A 17,095-nucleotide genomic window follows, 5' to 3' on the forward strand; every position below is an offset into this window, starting at 1 on the left:
GGCAACCATAATGGACAACTTGCCCTTGGGGCCTATGCTCGCGGTACTGGCCCTGCTGGTTTTATGGTCGGGACTATTTACCGCCATCGAGATCGCTCAACAGCATCTGCTGGCCCAGCGCACCGCGTCGCGTTCGGGTGACAAGCCACTGGCCAGACTGAGCTTCCCGCGCGAGAGCCTGATCTTTTGCAACACGCTGAGCCGGGTGCTGGCGGTGATTATCGGCACGTTGCTAGCCGTAGGTTACTGGCAAGAGAAAGGGCCGTTGCTGGCCTTCCTGAGTGCCACCGCGATCCTGTTGGTGTTCGCCGACTACCTGCCGCGAACCCTCGCCACACGTTATCCCGAAGCAATCCTTGGATTGGGCAATACCCTGCTTGGCGTGCCACTGAAGATCCTCTATCCCGCCGCATGGCTATTGAACAGCATCGCCCGATTGCTTCTGCGCCCGCTCAGCGTCAAATCCGCCAGCGTCAAACTGAGCGATGATGAGTTACCGCCAGCCCTTGACCACGAACCGAACCACGAACACGCCGCCTGCCGCCCACACCTGTTGTCCGGCATTCATGCACTGGACAACATCACGGTCAACGACATCCTGGTACCACGCAGCGAAGTCGACGGGATCAATCTGGACGATCCGATCGAAGAGATCATCGAACAGCTGCGACTCTCCAAACGCACTCGGCTGCCGGTGTTCCACAGCGATATCAACCAGGTCGAGGCGGTGCTCAACACCCGCCAGATTCGCCACTTGTTGCCAGACGCGAGCCTGACCAAGAACGCATTGCTGGATGCCTGTCACGAACCTTATTTCGTTCCGGAAAGCACCCCTCTACAGCTGCAGTTACTCAATTTCCACAAACAGCAGCGCCGTCTGGGCATGGTGGTTGATGAATACGGTGAAGTGCTCGGCATAGTCACTCTGGAAGATATTCTCGAAGAGATCGTCGGCGAGTTCGAAAGCGAGCAACGCATCGACAATCCACACATTCATCCCCAGGCCGACGGCCGCCTGGTGATCGACGGTGCTGCATCGATTCGCGATCTGAACAAGAGTCTCGGCTGGCACTTGCCCAGCGACGGCCCGAAAACCCTCAACGGGCTGGTCACCGAAGCTCTGGAAACCATCCCGGACAGCGCGGTATGCCTGAAGATTGGCCGCTATCGCCTGGAAATCCTCGCCACCGAAGACAATCGCGTCAGCCGTGTACTGATCTGGCACACCGGCTCCGTTCCAGTGTCTTTATAAAACGCAGCTCCCTAGCAGCTGTATTTAGGCTGCTCTACTCCTTGTTTGATCGATAAGCGGCTTCCTATAATCGAACCCGCTTACCCAAGCCCCGCCGGACCACGTGCTACCCGCACTCAGCGAGTTCTGGCCCCGCATTGCCTGCACCTGTCCGGCGCCGACTCCCATCCCGAGTCGCGCCTGCGTAAAACCCACATCCCTGGGTGTTCGACCATAATAATTCGCTCCAACGGAGCACATGACTGTCAGGGATAACCGCATGACTACCAGCACCACGTATAGTGACACTGCACCCGCCCAACCGACGAACTCCGCCACCCGCGTGGCCACTGCCAGCTTCATCGGCACCGCCATCGAGTTCTACGACTTCTACGTTTACGCCACTGCGGCAGCGCTGGTCATCGGCCCGGTGTTCTTCCCGCAGTCCTCCGGCACTGCGCAAATGCTTTCGGCATTCCTCACGTTCGGTATCGCCTTTCTGGCCCGACCTCTGGGTTCGGCGCTGTTCGGTCACTTCGGTGATCGCATCGGCCGCAAATCGACGCTGGTCGCATCCTTGCTGTTGATGGGCGTCTGCACCACGCTGATCGGCGTGCTGCCCGGCTATGACAGCATCGGCGCCTGGGCCCCGATCCTGCTGTGCGTGCTGCGCTTCGGTCAGGGGCTTGGTCTGGGCGGCGAATGGGGTGGCGCGGCGCTGCTCGCCACCGAGAACGCACCGAAGGGCAAACGCGCCTGGTTCGGCATGTTCCCTCAGCTCGGCCCCTCGATCGGTTTCCTCGCCGCCAACGGCCTGTTCCTGACCCTGGCAATGACCCTGAACGACGAACAGTTCCGCTCGTGGGGCTGGCGAATTCCGTTCCTGCTCAGCGCAGCACTGGTAATGGTCGGCCTCTATGTGCGCCTGAAACTGCATGAAACTCCAGTTTTCGCCAACGCCATTGCCCGTCAGGAGCGGGTGAGGATCCCGGTCGTTGAACTGTTCAGCCAGCATTGGGCGCCGATGCTGCTCGGCGCGGCTGCGATGGTGGTCTGCTATGCACTGTTTTATATTTCGACAGTATTCTCGCTGAGTTACGGTGTCTCGACCCTCGGCTATAGCCGTGAAACCTTCCTTGGCCTGCTGTGCTTCGCCGTACTGTTCATGGCCGCGGCCACACCACTGGCAGCCTTGGCCAGCGACCGTTACGGGCGCAAACCGGTGTTGATTGTCGGCGCTGTACTGGCGGTTCTTTCCGGTTTTACCATGGAGCCGTTGCTGACTCAGGGCTCGACCTGGGGTGTTGCGCTGTTCCTGTGCATCGAGCTGTTTTTGATGGGCGTGACCTTCGCACCCATGGGCGCTTTGCTGCCGGAACTGTTTCCCACGCATGTGCGTTATACCGGCGCATCAGCAGCCTACAATTTGGGCGGCATTGTCGGTGCATCGGCGGCACCGTTCTTTGCGCAGAAGCTGGTGGCAATGGGCGGTTTGAGTTGGGTCGGCGGCTATGTGTCAGGCGCAGCGCTGCTCAGCTTGATGGCTGTGCTGTGCTTGAAAGAGACCAGAGGAAATGATTTGAATCGAGTCGCCTGATAGATCGCATCGCGAGCAAGCTCGCTCCTACAGGGAAATGCATCGTCCTTGTGGGAGCGAGCTTGCTCGCGATGGCCGCGACTCGGTTACAGCTCTACAACAACCGCTTGCGAAGCACGGGTCGCCTTGGCCCTTGCGGCCTCGATCGACTCGTCACGCGCCAGGGCAACGCCCATGCGGCGCTGGCCATTCACTTCTGGCTTGCCGAACAAACGCAGGGCAGTATCCGGTTCGCTCAACGCAGCGCCCAGGTTGGCGAATGCAGTCTGGGTCGACTGCCCTTCCACCAGGATCACCGCCGAGGCCGATGGGCCGAACTGACGGATCAACGGGATTGGCAAACCAAGGATTGCCCGGGCATGCAGGGCGAACTGCGAAAGATCCTGGGAAATCAGGGTCACCAAACCAGTGTCGTGCGGGCGTGGCGACACTTCGCTGAACCAGACCTGATCGCCCTTGATGAACAGCTCAACACCGAACAGACCACGGCCACCCAAGGCCTCGGTCACGGCCTTGGCAACACGCTCGGACTCAGCCAGCGCGATCGGGCTCATGGCCTGCGGCTGCCAGGACTCCTGGTAGTCACCCTTCTCCTGACGATGGCCGACCGGCGCGCAGAAGGTGGTACCGCCGATATGACGCACCGTCAGCAACGTGATTTCGTAATCGAAGTCGATAAAGCCTTCGATGATCACCCGCCCTTTGCCGGCACGGCCGCCTTCTTGCGCGTAATCCCAGGCTTTCTGCACGTCATCGACGCTGCGTAGCAGGCTCTGGCCTTTGCCCGACGAACTCATCACCGGCTTGACCACACACGGGAAGCCAAGATCTTCGACCGCCTTGCGGTAGTCTTCGACGGTATCGGCGAAATGGTACGGCGAGGTCGGCAGGTCCAGCTCTTCAGCGGCCAGGCGACGGATGCCTTCGCGGTTCATGGTCAGCTGAGCGGCACGGGCGGTTGGAATCACCGTGAAACCTTCGGCCTCGAGCTCAACCAGGGTGGCGGTGGCGATGGCTTCGATTTCCGGCACGATGAAGTGCGGCTTCTCGGCTTCGATCACTGCACGCAGCGCCGCACCGTCGAGCATGTTGATCACATGGCTGCGGTGAGCCACTTGCATGGCCGGCGCATTGGCGTAGCGATCCACGGCAATCACTTCAACGCCCAGGCGTTGCAGCTCGATTACCACCTCTTTGCCCAGCTCACCGCAGCCACACAGCAAAACGCGGGTCGCGGTTGGCGACAATGGAGTTCCGATACGGGTCATCTCAGGTCCTCAAAGGAGCGGATCATCGAGGGTCGCACGCTGAGCGGGCTTCCCATGGGGAGAAAGCGCGGCATTTTACATGAACCGGGCGGTTTGGCTTTAACCCAGGACCGCGTTCTTGCGCAAACGCCAGGCCATGGCCAGCCAAACGACGGTCACGCCAGCGAATTTCGAACCCAGAGCGGTGAGAACCACACCCGGAGTCAGTGCGCCGATCAGGCCGAAAAAGATGACGGTATCCAGCGGAATGCTCAGCGCCGAACTTATCCACAGGCGATCGTGCAACGGCCGCCTGGTGATACTGAACACCAGCCAGTCAATGCATTCGGAGACTGCGAAGGCGATCGCGCTGGCCAGCGCGATCGACGGATCCGAAGTGACGTAGGACAGCACCAGCGCGGCCAGCATCGCAAGAATGGCGCCGTGGCCAAAACGGGTTTGCACCATGTCTCGCAACACGAACACCAACCCGCCCCAGGCCGACCAGATAATGTCCAGCTGCGGGGCGGTGGAAAAGGCGTAGTTGATCAGCACGACGCTGGCGATGTAAGCGATCAGGAAGAGCATGGCGCGCAGGGGAACCTGGAAACAAGGCACACAGGGTACGTCAGGCGATGGGGCTGGGCCAAGGAAGTCACACCAAACCCGTGGCGAGGTTCAGATATTCGGCTTGGCCCCGATCATCCACACCAACCCGCTGGACTTCGCCCGTTCATGACACAACCCCAGCACCTTACGGCGCTCGTCGTTGTCCATCCGGCTCCAGCGGGTGATTTCATCGACGGTGCGTTGACAGCCGGTGCAGACGTCATCCTCATCGAGTGCGCAAATGTTCACGCAGGGCGAGACGACTGGTCTTTCGGTCGTGCTCATTCTTGCTGCTCAACGAGATCCCGGGCGTAACGCCGGGAGTTGTGGACATAGTGCGCGGCGCTGGCTTCGAGCATTTTCTTCTGCGATTCGGTCAACTCGCGCACTACCTTGCCCGGCGAGCCCATCACCAGCGAACCATCGGGAATTTCCTTGCCTTCGCCAATCAGCGAATTGGCGCCGATGATGCAGTTCTTGCCGATTTTCGCGCCGTTAAGGATCACTGCATTAATACCGATCAGGCTGAAATCGCCGACGGTGCAACCATGCAGCATGGCGTTATGGCCGATGGTCACACCGGTACCGATGGTCAGCGGATACCCCATATCGGTGTGCATGACGGTGCCATCTTGCACATTGCTGTTCTTGCCGATCAGGATCAGTTCATTGTCACCGCGCAATACCGCATTGAACCAGACGTTGGCGCCCTCCTCCAGTTTGACCTTGCCCACCAGCGTGGCGTTGGGTGCAACCCAGCTCTGTGGATGGGTTTCGACTCGGGCGTCGCCCAGGCGGTATTTCATCTAGTTATCCTCAAGGCTTACGGTGCCACGGGTTCAGGCCATGTGAGCAATGGCTTCAAATATTGATAAAGCTTTTGGGCGGGTGATGCAGGCTGATTTTTGCGTCATAGAGCAGGTTGATCAACTCGACGATCATAATCGCTGTCAGCCCCCAAATCTTGTACTCACCGAAACGATAGCTGGGCACATACCAACTGCACCCCTGATAGTCGATACGGTGGGTATGTTCACGTGGGTCCTCGCGGAAGAACTCCAACGGCACGCTGAACACCGCGGCAATCTCGGCATCGTTGGCCCGGTACTCAACGAAATCCGGGATCACCCCGACGTAAGGTGTGACCTTGATGCCGTGCAGGGAGATCAGCGGACTGAGTGGCCCGATCACTTCTACCAGACCAGGCGGCAAGCCGATTTCTTCTTCGGCTTCGCGCAGGGCGGTAAAGATCAGGTCGGGATCTTCCGGATCGCGCCGCCCCCCCGGAAAAGCCACTTCGCCGCCATGGGTCGAGAGCCCGCTCGCGCGCAGGGTCAATACCAGCTCTGGCTCGTCACTGCGGGTGATAGGCACCAGCACTGCGGCTTCGGGGAAACGTCGGTCAGTCTCCAGCGTACGCGGAATGTGATTGCTTACGCGATGAAGTAGCTCGTCCAGCATGAGTCATCTCGATCTGTTGGCTACTTTGCATCATGCACCAAAGAAATCCCTCGCCCAACCCCCGATCCACTGCATGTCGCTTAACGACAACTTGCCGACACAGGGCCCCGCACGCCAAGATAGGCACAGCATTTACGGAAACCCAGCATGAAATTCTGCAGCCACTGCGGCAACCCGGTTACCCAGCGCATTCCCGAAGGCGACTCGCGCCTGCGTTTTGTCTGTGATCACTGCCAGACCATTCATTACCAGAACCCGAATATTGTCGCCGGTTGCCTGCCGACCTGGGGCACCCAGGTACTGCTCTGCCGTCGCGCCATCGAACCGCGACGCGGTTACTGGACGTTGCCGGCGGGCTTCATGGAGAACGGCGAAACCGTCGAGCAAGCCGCGATTCGCGAGACCAGCGAGGAGGCCTGCGCGCGGGTACGTAACCTGAGCATCTACACCTTGATCGACGTGCCGCATATCAATCAGGTGCATGTGTTCTTTCGCGCAGAGCTGGCGGACCTCGACTTTGCTGCCGGCGAAGAGAGCCTGGAAGTGCGACTTTTCGAAGAAGCCGACATCCCTTGGTCCGAGCTGGCTTTCCGCACCGTCGGGCGTACTTTAGAATGCTTCTTCGCTGACAGACAGACACAGGTTTACCCGGTCCGGTCCGAATCGATTCCACCACTCGCGCAACCTGCGATTACACTTAAATAATAGAAAGTACACCGTACTCTTAGGGATATCGCTGTAATGCGCTGGTTGCTTGCCCTCTTCTGCCTGTTGTTCGTTACTGCCTCCCAGGCCACCGCCTCCACGGTGGTAACCCTGGATGGCAAAGTCATCGAAAAAGTGCTGGTACTCAAATCAGCCCGCCAACTGCAATTGCTCAACGGCGGCAAGCCGGTCAGGACCTATCGCATCTCCCTGGGCAAACAGCCCAGAGGCGCGAAGCTCATGGAAGGCGATAAACGCACGCCGGAAGGTATTTATTGGGTGGACTGGCGCAAGATCAGTGACCGCTTCAACCTGGCCATGCACATCTCCTACCCAAACGTCAGCGACTCCGTGCGTTCGCGTCGTGAAGGGGTAGAGCCCGGGGGCATGATCATGATCCACGGCACCCCGGATACCCTGGATTACCCGGAGCAGCTTTTCCATACCCTGGACTGGACCGACGGCTGTATTGCCTTGCGCAACATCGACATGCGCGAAATCTGGGGCCTGGTCCCGGACGGCACGATGATCGAAATTCGTCCGTAATTTAAAAGAAGATCAAAAGATCGCAGGCTGCGCCAGCTCCTACCGGGAAATGCGATCAACTGCAGGAGCCGCCTGGTTCTTGCCCGCGAGGCGCCAGAACGAACAACAAAAAACCCGCTGACCGTTACCGATTCAGCGGGTTTTTCATTTTACGGCGTCGGATCAGAAATCTTCCAACCGCCACACTTCATAAGCCGGCGTCTCATAGGGATGGCTTTGCTTGAGTGCCATCACCACCGAGTGGATCAATTCATCGGCCACCACCAGCTCAACCTTCCATTCCGCCACTTGCTCAACCAGACCGGTTTGCCCGAGAAACGGCTGACTGCCGTCCAGTGGACGAAACTGGCCCTGGCCCAGCACCTGCCACGAACACTGATCATAAGCACCGATCCGCCCGCCACCGGCGGCGAATACGGCGCTTTTGACCACGTCGACGTGGCTGGGCGGCACAAAAAAGCTGAGCTTGTACACGGCTTTTAGTTAACCCAGACCCGAGCGTTACGGAACATGCGCATCCATGGCGCGTCTTCGTTCCAGTCTTCCGAGCGCCAGGAGTTCTGCACGGCACGGAACACCCGCTCAGGGTGCGGCATCATGATGGTCACACGACCGTCGCGGCTGGTCAGCCCGGTGATCCCGCGCGGCGAGCCGTTCGGGTTGGCCGGGTAGTTTTCAGTGACCTTGCCGTGGTTGTCGACGAAACGCATCGCCACGCAACCGGACAGATCGGCCTGGAGCAGTGCCTCTTCGCTCTCGAACTCAGCATGGCCTTCACCGTGGGCGATGGCGATTGGCATACGCGAACCGGCCATGCCTTGCAGGAAGATCGAGTTCGATTCCTGCACCTGAACCATCGCCACACGGGCTTCGAACTGCTCGGAACGGTTACGCACGAAGTGCGGCCAGAACTCGCTGCCCGGGATCAGTTCGTGCAGGTTGGACATCATCTGGCAACCGTTGCACACACCGAGGGTGAAGCTGTCGTTACGTTCGAAGAAGCCCTGGAAGGCATCCCGTGCACGGCTGTTGAACAGTGCCGACTTGGCCCAGCCCTCACCCGCGCCGAGAACGTCGCCATAGGAAAAACCACCGCACGCCACCAGACCTTTGAACTCGTTGAGGTCGACACGACCGGCAAGAATGTCGCTCATGTGCACGTCGATCGCGTTGAAGCCGGCACGGTCGAACGCCGCAGCCATTTCCACCTGACCGTTGACGCCCTGCTCACGCAGTACCGCCACCTGAGGACGAATGCCTTTCTTGATGTACGGCGCAGCGATGTCCTGGTTCACGTCGTAGCTCAGCTTGACGCTCAGACCCGGGTTGTCTTCTTCCAGCAGTACGTCGAACTCTTGCTCGGCGCAATCAGCGTTGTCGCGCAGACGCTGAATCTGGTAGCTGGTTTCGGCCCACTGACGTTGCAGCAGACGACGCTGGCCTTCAAAAACGGTTTCACCATTGAAGCTGATGGTGACTTCGCCGTTGTTGAGCGGCTGACCGATCACCGAAACGCAGTCGCCCAGGCCGGCAGCGCTGAACTGCGCGAGGATGTCCGCAGTGGCGTCCTGACGAACCTGAATCACGGCACCCAGCTCTTCGTTGAACAGGATCGCAGCGATATCGGCCGAGGTTTCAGCCAGACCGTCGAGGTTCAGGCTCAGACCGCAGTGGCCGGCGAAGGCCATTTCCACGGCGCTGGTCAGCAGACCACCGTCGGAACGGTCGTGGTAGGCCAGCAGGTGACCGTCGGCGTTGAGGCCCTGGATCACCGCGAAGAAGGCTTTCAGGTCCTCGGCGTCGTCGACGTCCGGAGCCTGCTTGCCGAGCTTGCCGTGAACCTGCGCCAGGATCGAGGCGCCCATGCGGTTCTGGCCACGGCCCAGGTCGATCAGGATCAGATCGGTGGTGCCCTTGTCCATGCGCAGTTGCGGGGTCAGGGTCTGACGGATGTCGGTCACCGGTGCAAAACCGGTCACGATCAGCGACATTGGCGAGGTTACACTCTTGTCCACGCCTTTATCGTTCCAGCGGGTGGCCATGGACATCGAGTCCTTGCCCACCGGAATGGTGATACCCAGTTCCGGGCACAGTTCCATGCCGACCGCTTTGACGGTGTCGTACAGACGCGCGTCTTCGCCCGGGTGACCGGCTGCGGACATCCAGTTCGCCGACAGTTTGATGTCGGAGATCTTGCCGATGCGCGACGCGGCGATGTTGGTCAGGGTTTCGCCGATGGCCATGCGGCCCGACGCCGGAGCGTCCAGCAGCGCCAGCGGAGTGCGCTCGCCCATGGCCATGGCTTCACCGGTGTAAACGTCGAAGCTGGTGGCGGTGACGGCAACGTCGGCCACCGGAACCTGCCACGGACCGACCATCTGATCACGGGCCACGAGGCCGGTGATGGTGCGGTCGCCGATGGTGATCAAAAAGCTTTTGCTGGCCACGGCCGGGTGATGCAGAACGCGCTCGACGCAGTCGGCGATGTTCAGCGTCGACGGATCGAAATCGTCGCCCAGCTCGCTTTCACGAACGACCGAACGGTGCATGCGCGGGGCTTTGCCCAGCAGCACTTCGAGCGGCATGTCCACCGGGCTGTTGCCGAAGTGGCTGTCGGTGACAGTCAGCTGTGGCTCGGCAGTGGCTTCGCCGACCACGGCGAATGGGCAGCGCTCACGTTCGCAGATCGCCTTGAAGCGTTCGAAGTCGGCCGGGCCGACGGCCAGAACGTAGCGTTCCTGGGATTCGTTACTCCAGATCTCGTGCGGGGCCATGCCCGGCTCGTCGTTTGGAATGTTGCGCAGCTCGAAGCGGCCACCACGGTCGCCGTCGTTGACCAGTTCCGGGAAGGCGTTGGACAGACCGCCCGCCCCCACGTCGTGGATAAAGCTGATCGGGTTGTGTTCACCCAACTGCCAGCAACGGTCAATGACTTCCTGGCAACGGCGTTCCATTTCCGGGTTTTCGCGCTGTACCGAAGCAAAGTCCAGGTCTGCCGAGCTGGTGCCGGTGGCCATGGAAGAAGCTGCGCCGCCGCCCAGGCCGATGAGCATTGCCGGGCCGCCGAGCACGATCAGCTTGGAGCCAACGACGATTTCACCTTTCTTCACGTGTTCTTCACGGATGTTGCCCATACCACCCGCCAACATGATCGGCTTGTGGTAACCGCGCACTTCATCGCCATGCGGGGTGGTGATGGATTGTTCGAAGGTACGGAAATAACCGGTCAGCGCCGGACGGCCGAATTCGTTGTTGAACGCAGCGCCGCCCAATGGGCCTTCGATCATGATGTCCAGCGCGGTGACGATGCGCTCGGGTTTGCCGTATGGCACTTCCCACGGTTGTTCGAAGCCCGGGATCTGCAAGTTGGACACGGTGAAACCGGTCAGGCCAGCCTTTGGCTTGGCACCGCGACCCGTGGCGCCTTCGTCGCGGATCTCGCCACCGGAACCGGTGGAGGCGCCCGGAAACGGGGCAATCGCGGTCGGGTGGTTGTGGGTCTCGACTTTCATCAGGATGTGCACCGGTTCCTGCACCGCGCCATACTGGCGGGTTTCAGGGTCCGGGAAGAAACGGCCGGCAACGTTGCCGACAATCACCGAAGCGTTGTCCTTGTAAGCCGACAGAACGCCTTCGCTGTGCATCACGTAGGTGTTCTTGATCATGCCGAACAGGCTTTTTTCCTGGTTCTCGCCGTCGATGTCCCAACTGGCGTTGAAGATCTTGTGACGGCAGTGCTCAGAGTTCGCCTGGGCGAACATCATCAGTTCGATGTCGTGCGGGTTGCGCGCAAGGCCTACGAAGGCGTTGACCAGGTAATCGATTTCGTCTTCCGCCAGGGCCAGGCCCAGCTCGACGTTGGCTTTCTCCAGCGCGGTGCGACCGCCACCCAGCACGTCAATAGCAGTCAGCGGCTTGGGTTCGGAGTGACTGAACAGACCGGCAGCCTGCTCGAGGTTTTCCAGCACGATCTGGGTCATGCGGTCGTGCAGCGCATCGGCGATCAGCTGTGCTTGCGCGTCGGTGAATTCACCGGCCACGTAGAAAGCGATACCGCGCTCCAGGCGCTGGATTTTCGCCAGGCCGCAGTTGCGGGCGATGTCGCTGGCCTTGCTCGACCATGGCGAAATGGTGCCGAAACGCGGCAACACCAGGAACAGACGGCCGGTCGGCTCTTGTACCGGCACACTTGGGCCGTACTTCAGAAGGCGCGCCAGCACCTGCTGTTCGTCGCCGGTCAGAACGCCGGTGACTTCGGCGAAGTGAGCGAATTCAGCATACAAGCCACTGACAGCCGGGACGCATCGGCTCAGTTGCTCAAGAAGTTTGCTGTGGCGAAAGGCAGAAAGGGCAGGAGCGCCGCGCAGGATCAACATCTTCGGGACAGCCTCGGGAAGGGGTGTGCTTTGAGGCCGTGCATTCTAGCCTAAACCGCCCGCGACGGCACCCGAAACGGCACGCCAGCCTTTGGCCGAACGTCGGCCCGTGGCCCAGCGCCTTTAACCAATGGCTATCAAGGCGCGTGCGACGGGTTATTTTTGCCGTCACATTCGCGCCACAGAGCCTGTTTTTCAGGGCTTCAGCCGGTTTTTTCTCTCGCTAGCAGACATGCCCTTCGCTGTCGAGATATGGCGGTCGTGGTCCTTTGCGTATACTGCGCGAATGTTTTCCAAAACGGCTTTCCGTCCGCGCTGTGTCAAATGGCTCATCGCAACCGGACTCTTCCTGATGCTCAGTGCCTGTGTTGATAAACCCAGCACACTCGAGCGCGTAAAGGAGGATGGCGTGCTGCGGGTGGTCACCCGTAACAGCCCCGCCACCTACTTCCAGGATCGCAATGGCGAAACCGGCTTCGAATACGAGCTGGTGAAACGTTTCGCCGAGGACCTGGGCGTCAAGCTGAAGATCGAAACCGCTGACAACCTCGATGATCTTTTCAGTCAGATAGGCAAACCCAATGGCCCGGTGCTGGCGGCTGCCGGTCTGGTCAGCAGCGAGAAGCGCAAACAGCAGGTCAGGTTTTCCCACACCTACCTGGAAGTCACTCCACAGATCATCTACCGCAACGGCCAGTCACGCCCGACCAACGCTGCCGACCTGGTGGGCAAGCACATCATGGTGCTCAAGGGCAGCACCCACGCCGAGCAGCTGGCGGATCTGAAACGCAAATATCCCGGTATTGAATACGAAGAGTCCGACGCCGTTGAAGTCGTCGACCTGCTGCGCATGGTTGATGAGGGCCAGATTGATCTGACGCTGGTCGATTCCAACGAAGTGGCGATGAACCAGGTCTACTTCCCCAATGTGCGGGTCGCCTTCGACCTGGGTGATGCCAGCAACCAGAGCTGGGCCGTGGCCCCTGGCGATGACAACAGCCTGCTCAACGAGATCAACACTTTCCTCGACAAGGTGGAGAAGAACGGCACCTTGCAACGTTTGAAGGATCGCTATTATGGGCATGTGGACGTACTTGGCTATGTCGGTGCCTACACCTTCGCCCAGCATTTGCAGCAACGCTTACCCAAATACGAAAAGCACTTCAAAGCGTCGGCCAAGGATGAAAAAGTCGATTGGCGACTGCTTGCCGCGATTGGCTATCAAGAGTCGTTATGGCAATCGGCAGTCACTTCCAAAACCGGCGTTCGCGGCATGATGATGCTGACTCAGAACACCGCGCAGGCCATGGGCGTGTCCAACCGCCTGGACGCCAGGCAAAGCATCAGCGGCGGGGCCAAGTACCTGGTGTATATGAAGGATCAGCTGGACGACAAGATCGAAGAGCCGGATCGCACCTGGTTTGCACTTGCGGCCTACAACGTCGGTACCGGCCATCTTGATGACGCTCGAAAACTGGCCGAAAAAGAAGGCCTGAATCCGAACAAATGGCTCGATGTGAAGAAGATGCTGCCGCGCCTGGCGCAGAAGCAGTGGTACAGCAAAACCCGCTATGGCTATGCCCGTGGCGGTGAGCCGGTGCACTTTGTCGCCAACATCCGTCGTTACTACGACATCCTGACCTGGGTCACGCAGCCGCAGCTGGAGGGCAATCAGGTGGCTGAAGGCAATCTGCACGTACCCGGCGTGGACAAGACCAAGCCGACCGAAGAAATGCCACCGCTGTAGATCATGACTGAAAACGGACGCGGAGCGTCCAGTGAGGCATTCCCACGCGGGAGCGTGGGAATGATCTTGTCAGGCCTTTGCTGCCGCCAGAATCAACGCCTTCATTTCCGCCACTGCCGACTTGAATCCGACAAACAGCGCATGTGCCACCAACGCGTGCCCGATGTTCAATTCGTTGATGCCTTGAATCGCGGCAACGGCTTCGACGTTGTGGTAATGCAGGCCGTGACCGGCGTTGACGATCAGACCTTGGGCCAGGCCGCAGGCCACGCCATCAGCGACTCGCAGCAATTCTTCTGCAACTTCGGTCGGTGTCTGCGCATCGGCGTAACGGCCGGTGTGCAATTCAATCGCCGGTGCGCCGACCCGCCTGGACGCTTCGATCTGCCGCTCATCGGCATCGATAAATAGCGAGACCTCACAGCCGAATTTGGCCAGGCGCTCTACCGCAGCCTTGATCCGCGCTTCTTGCCCCGCGACATCAAGACCGCCTTCGGTGGTCAGCTCTTGACGGGTTTCCGGGACCAGACAGATATGCGCCGGGCGAATGCGCTCGGCGAAAGCCATCATTTCTTCGGTGACGCCCATTTCGAAGTTCATGCGGGTTTGCAACACATCCTTGAGCAGCAGCACATCACGCTCCTGAATGTGTCGGCGGTCTTCACGCAAATGCACGGTAATCCCGTCAGCCCCCGCCTCTTCCGCATCCAGCGCCGCCTTGACCGGATCAGGATAACGAGTGCCCCGGGCCTGGCGCAGAGTGGCAACGTGGTCGATGTTCACGCCAAGAAGAATGCGATTGCTGGTGGTCACGGAAGCGCTCCTGAAGAATGGAAGATTCGGCGCACAGCATATAGTGTCCGGTCACGAAAATAACTGTTCGCTTTTGACGGCGTCTTTCGTTCGGTCCGACACTTCGGCCATGTTGCGTTGCCGCTCCTCGCCACAGCGGGCGATGACTCGTCGCGGCGCCTTGCCTGACTTCGAGATCCACTCGTCAAAACTCGAACGTATTTCCGAGACCGGAAACCGCTCGCTACGGCTTGCGAAACAACTCGCGACTGACCAATGGCCGACCACCGAGATGCACAGCCAGCGCTTGACGCATCAGACGCTTGGCAGCGGAGAGCGCGCCGGGGGCAGTCCAGTCGGCTTCAGCCATGGCCAGCAGCTCAGTGCCGTTGAACAATCCCGGTTGCAGTAAGTAGACCCGCTCAAGCCCGGCATCGACTTGCAAGCGATACATACCGTCCGCAGCTATCGGATCGCCATGAATGTCGGTGTCCAGCGCGAATCCGTAACCGAGATCATCCAGCAGGCGCCACTCGAAGGCCCGCAGCAAAGGTTCGAGCGGACGCCCTTCAGCAAGGGCCAGCAAGGTCGCGGCGTAGTGATCGAAAACGGCTGGGTGAGGATCTTCGGCAGGCAGCAGGCGGATCAACAGCTCATTGAGGTAGAGCCCGCTGAACAGCGCCTCACCGTTGAGCCAGGTGGAAACACCGGCGCTTTCCATTCGCCCGACATTTTTCAGCTCGCTGCGCCCACGAAATTCGACTTCCAGCGGCACGAACGGCCGTGCCAATGTCCCGGCCTTACCCCGCGCACTGCGCAACACCGCCCGCAGCCGACCTTGAGGCGTGAGGAAATCCACCAGCGCACTGTTTTCGCGGTAAGCCCGGCTGTGCAGTACGTAGGCGGGTTGGGCGATGGGTGGGGTTGGGGGCATGGAAGTCGAGTATCTCTAAGAGAATACAGCCAGTGAAAACGGCACATACCTAATGTGGGAGCGGGCTTGCTCGCGAAAGCGGTTCAACATTCAACATCTCTGTCGACTGTGACACCGCCTTCGCGAGCAAGCCCGCTCCCACATTAGATCTTTGTTGCATCCAGCCTTGGCGATTACAGGTCGCCGTAACCCAGGGAACGCAGGGCGCGTTCGTCGTCGGACCAGCCGCCTTTGACCTTGACCCACAGGTTGAGCATGATCTTGGAGTCGAACAGCAGCTCCATATCCTTGCGCGCCTCGGTACCGATGCGTTTGATCCGCTCGCCCTTCTCGCCAATGATGATTTTCTTCTGACCGTCGCGCTCGACGAGAATCAAGGCGTGGATATGCAAGGTCTTGCCCTGCTGCTTGAACTCTTCGATTTCCACGGTGATCTGGTACGGCAATTCAGCGCCCATCTGACGCATGATTTTCTCGCGCACCAGTTCCGCTGCAAGGAAACGGCTGCTGCGATCAGTGATCTGGTCTTCCGGGAAGAAGTGATCGTTTTCCGGCAGGTGCTCGGCGATCACACGCTCCAGGGCGTCGAGGTTGTGACCGTGCTGCGCCGAAATCGGCATGATCTGCGCGTTTGGCAACTGTTCTTGCAACCAGCTCAAATGCGGCATCAGTTCAGCTTTGTCTTCGATGCGGTCGGTCTTGTTCAATGCCACGATGACCGGGCCTTGAACGTACTGAACACGCTCGAGCACCATCTGGTCTTCATCGGTCCAGCGGGTGCGGTCGACCACGAAGATCACCACATCGACGTCTTTCAACGCCGCTGACGCGGTTTTGTTCATGTAACGGTTGAGCGCTTTTTCGCCGCCCTTGTGCATACCCGGGGTGTCGACATAGACAGCCTGAACGGTGCCTTCAGTCTTGATGCCGAGCATGTTGTGGCGGGTGGTTTGCGGCTTGCGCGAAGTGATCGCCAGCTTTTGCCCGAGAATGTGGTTCAGCAGCGTGGATTTGCCCACGTTGGGACGGCCGACGATGGCGACATAGCCACAGCGAGTTGCAGTTGAATCAGTCATGGCCATTCTCCACGCCCAGGGCTATCAGTGCTGCGGCGGCCGCTACCTGTTCGGCAATACGACGACTCACACCCTGACCTCGGCTTTTTTCATTCAATAAGGTGATTTCGCATTCGACGAAGAACGTCCGGCAATGGGGCTCACCCTGGATATCTACCACTTCATAACGTGGCAGGTCACAGGCACGCGACTGCAGGAACTCTTGCAGTCGGGTCTTTGGATCTTTGTTGGTGTCGACCAGCGTCAGGCCTTCGAACTCGGACGTCAGCCAGGCCAGTACGCGCTCGCGCGCCACCTCCATGCCCGCATCCAGGTAGATGGCGCCGATCAGAGCTTCCAGGGCATCAGCGAGGATCGACTCGCGACGAAAGCCCCCGCTCTTCAACTCGCCGGAGCCCAGACGCAGGTACTCGCCCAGATCGAAACCACGAGCCAGCACCGCCAGGGTTTCGCCTTTCACCAGCCGTGCGCGCAAACGCGACAACTGGCCTTCGCGAGCGAGCGGAAAGCGATCGAACAGTGCTTCACCGGCGACGAAGTTGAGAATGGCATCACCGAGAAACTCCAGGCGTTCATTGTTGCGCCCGGCAAAACTGCGGTGAGTCAGGGCCAGGACCATCAGTTCCTGATCCTTGAAGGTATAGCCGAGCTGACGCTCGAGACGGCTTAAAGAGACGCTCACGGTTTACCCACACTGAGTTCGTGGTCGAATATCGCCACCATTGGGACAAGGCACCGCTGGCCCTCGACAATTAACGCTGTGTTCAAATCCAC

At 59.6% G+C, this 17,095-nt stretch carries 16 protein-coding genes; 5 read left to right on the top strand and 11 right to left on the bottom strand.

The window, feature by feature from the left end:
* The first annotated feature begins 10 nt into the window (after window positions 1-10).
* Window positions 11-1,252, top strand: a complete 1,242-nt coding sequence (locus AC07W5_RS10255) for a CNNM domain-containing protein (protein WP_494992503.1) — start codon at window positions 11-13, stop codon at window positions 1,250-1,252.
* Between the two features lie 259 nt (window positions 1,253-1,511).
* A complete protein-coding gene (locus AC07W5_RS10260) occupies window positions 1,512-2,828 on the top strand; it encodes an MFS transporter (RefSeq protein WP_495023289.1) in 1,317 nt (438 codons plus the stop codon).
* A gap of 86 nt (window positions 2,829-2,914) precedes the next feature.
* Here the strand turns inward: AC07W5_RS10260 and purT are convergent, their stop codons facing one another.
* The 5 genes from purT to AC07W5_RS10285 form a co-directional block, all read right to left on the bottom strand.
* On the bottom strand, window positions 2,915-4,096 hold the full coding sequence (gene purT, locus AC07W5_RS10265) for a formate-dependent phosphoribosylglycinamide formyltransferase (protein WP_494992501.1): 1,182 nt from the start codon (window positions 4,094-4,096) through the stop codon (window positions 2,915-2,917).
* 99 nt (window positions 4,097-4,195) lie between these two features.
* Complete coding sequence (locus tag AC07W5_RS10270; protein ID WP_494992500.1) at window positions 4,196-4,663, bottom strand: preQ0 transporter; 468 nt, start codon at window positions 4,661-4,663, stop codon at window positions 4,196-4,198.
* Window positions 4,664-4,753: 90 nt separating this feature from the next.
* Entirely contained in the window at window positions 4,754-4,969 is a 216-nt protein-coding gene (locus AC07W5_RS10275) for a DUF1289 domain-containing protein (protein WP_494992499.1), read from the bottom strand.
* Window positions 4,966-5,490, bottom strand: a complete 525-nt coding sequence (locus AC07W5_RS10280) for a gamma carbonic anhydrase family protein (protein WP_495010290.1) — start codon at window positions 5,488-5,490, stop codon at window positions 4,966-4,968. The genes AC07W5_RS10275 and AC07W5_RS10280 overlap by 4 nt, the downstream gene beginning before the upstream one ends.
* 55 nt (window positions 5,491-5,545) lie before the next feature.
* Entirely contained in the window at window positions 5,546-6,145 is a 600-nt protein-coding gene (locus AC07W5_RS10285) for a CoA pyrophosphatase (RefSeq protein WP_494992497.1), read from the bottom strand.
* 147 nt (window positions 6,146-6,292) lie between these two features.
* On the opposite strand from AC07W5_RS10285, the gene AC07W5_RS10290 reads away from it, so the two are divergent.
* A complete protein-coding gene (locus tag AC07W5_RS10290) occupies window positions 6,293-6,850 on the top strand; it encodes an NUDIX hydrolase (RefSeq protein WP_494992496.1) in 558 nt (185 codons plus the stop codon).
* A 36-nt stretch (window positions 6,851-6,886) separates the two neighbouring features.
* Window positions 6,887-7,396 carry a L,D-transpeptidase family protein gene (locus AC07W5_RS10295; protein WP_494992495.1) on the top strand — a complete coding sequence of 170 codons (510 nt, stop codon included), beginning with the start codon at window positions 6,887-6,889 and terminating at the stop codon, window positions 7,394-7,396.
* A 162-nt stretch (window positions 7,397-7,558) separates the two neighbouring features.
* Here AC07W5_RS10295 and AC07W5_RS10300 read toward each other — a convergent pair whose 3' ends face one another.
* Both AC07W5_RS10300 and purL read right to left on the bottom strand, forming a co-directional pair.
* Entirely contained in the window at window positions 7,559-7,870 is a 312-nt protein-coding gene (locus AC07W5_RS10300; RefSeq protein ID WP_495023290.1) for an NGG1p interacting factor NIF3, read from the bottom strand.
* Window positions 7,871-7,875: 5 nt separating this feature from the next.
* Window positions 7,876-11,772, bottom strand: coding sequence for a phosphoribosylformylglycinamidine synthase (purL, locus tag AC07W5_RS10305; protein WP_495023291.1), 3,897 nt, complete (start codon window positions 11,770-11,772; stop codon window positions 7,876-7,878).
* Between the two features lie 286 nt (window positions 11,773-12,058).
* Between purL and mltF the strand changes: the two genes are divergently transcribed.
* Entirely contained in the window at window positions 12,059-13,519 is a 1,461-nt protein-coding gene (mltF, locus tag AC07W5_RS10310; RefSeq protein ID WP_495023292.1) for a membrane-bound lytic murein transglycosylase MltF, read from the top strand.
* A gap of 69 nt (window positions 13,520-13,588) precedes the next feature.
* On the opposite strand, the gene pdxJ is transcribed toward mltF, so the two are convergent.
* The 4 genes from pdxJ to rnc form a co-directional block, all read right to left on the bottom strand.
* Window positions 13,589-14,332, bottom strand: a complete 744-nt coding sequence (gene pdxJ / locus AC07W5_RS10315) for a pyridoxine 5'-phosphate synthase (protein WP_495023293.1) — start codon at window positions 14,330-14,332, stop codon at window positions 13,589-13,591.
* A 223-nt stretch (window positions 14,333-14,555) separates the two neighbouring features.
* The gene (gene recO, locus AC07W5_RS10320) at window positions 14,556-15,245 is read right to left on the bottom strand and encodes a DNA repair protein RecO (protein WP_494992490.1); all 690 of its coding nucleotides are present in this window, start codon (window positions 15,243-15,245) and stop codon (window positions 14,556-14,558) included.
* A 173-nt stretch (window positions 15,246-15,418) separates the two neighbouring features.
* On the bottom strand, window positions 15,419-16,321 hold the full coding sequence (era, locus tag AC07W5_RS10325; RefSeq protein WP_494992489.1) for a GTPase Era: 903 nt from the start codon (window positions 16,319-16,321) through the stop codon (window positions 15,419-15,421).
* The gene (rnc, locus tag AC07W5_RS10330) at window positions 16,314-17,003 is read right to left on the bottom strand and encodes a ribonuclease III (protein WP_494992488.1); all 690 of its coding nucleotides are present in this window, start codon (window positions 17,001-17,003) and stop codon (window positions 16,314-16,316) included. Before rnc ends, era begins: the two co-directional genes overlap by 8 nt.
* Window positions 17,004-17,095 lie beyond the last annotated feature (92 nt).

The sequence above is a fragment of the Pseudomonas sp. GW821-FHT01E05 genome (genome assembly GCF_059422425.1).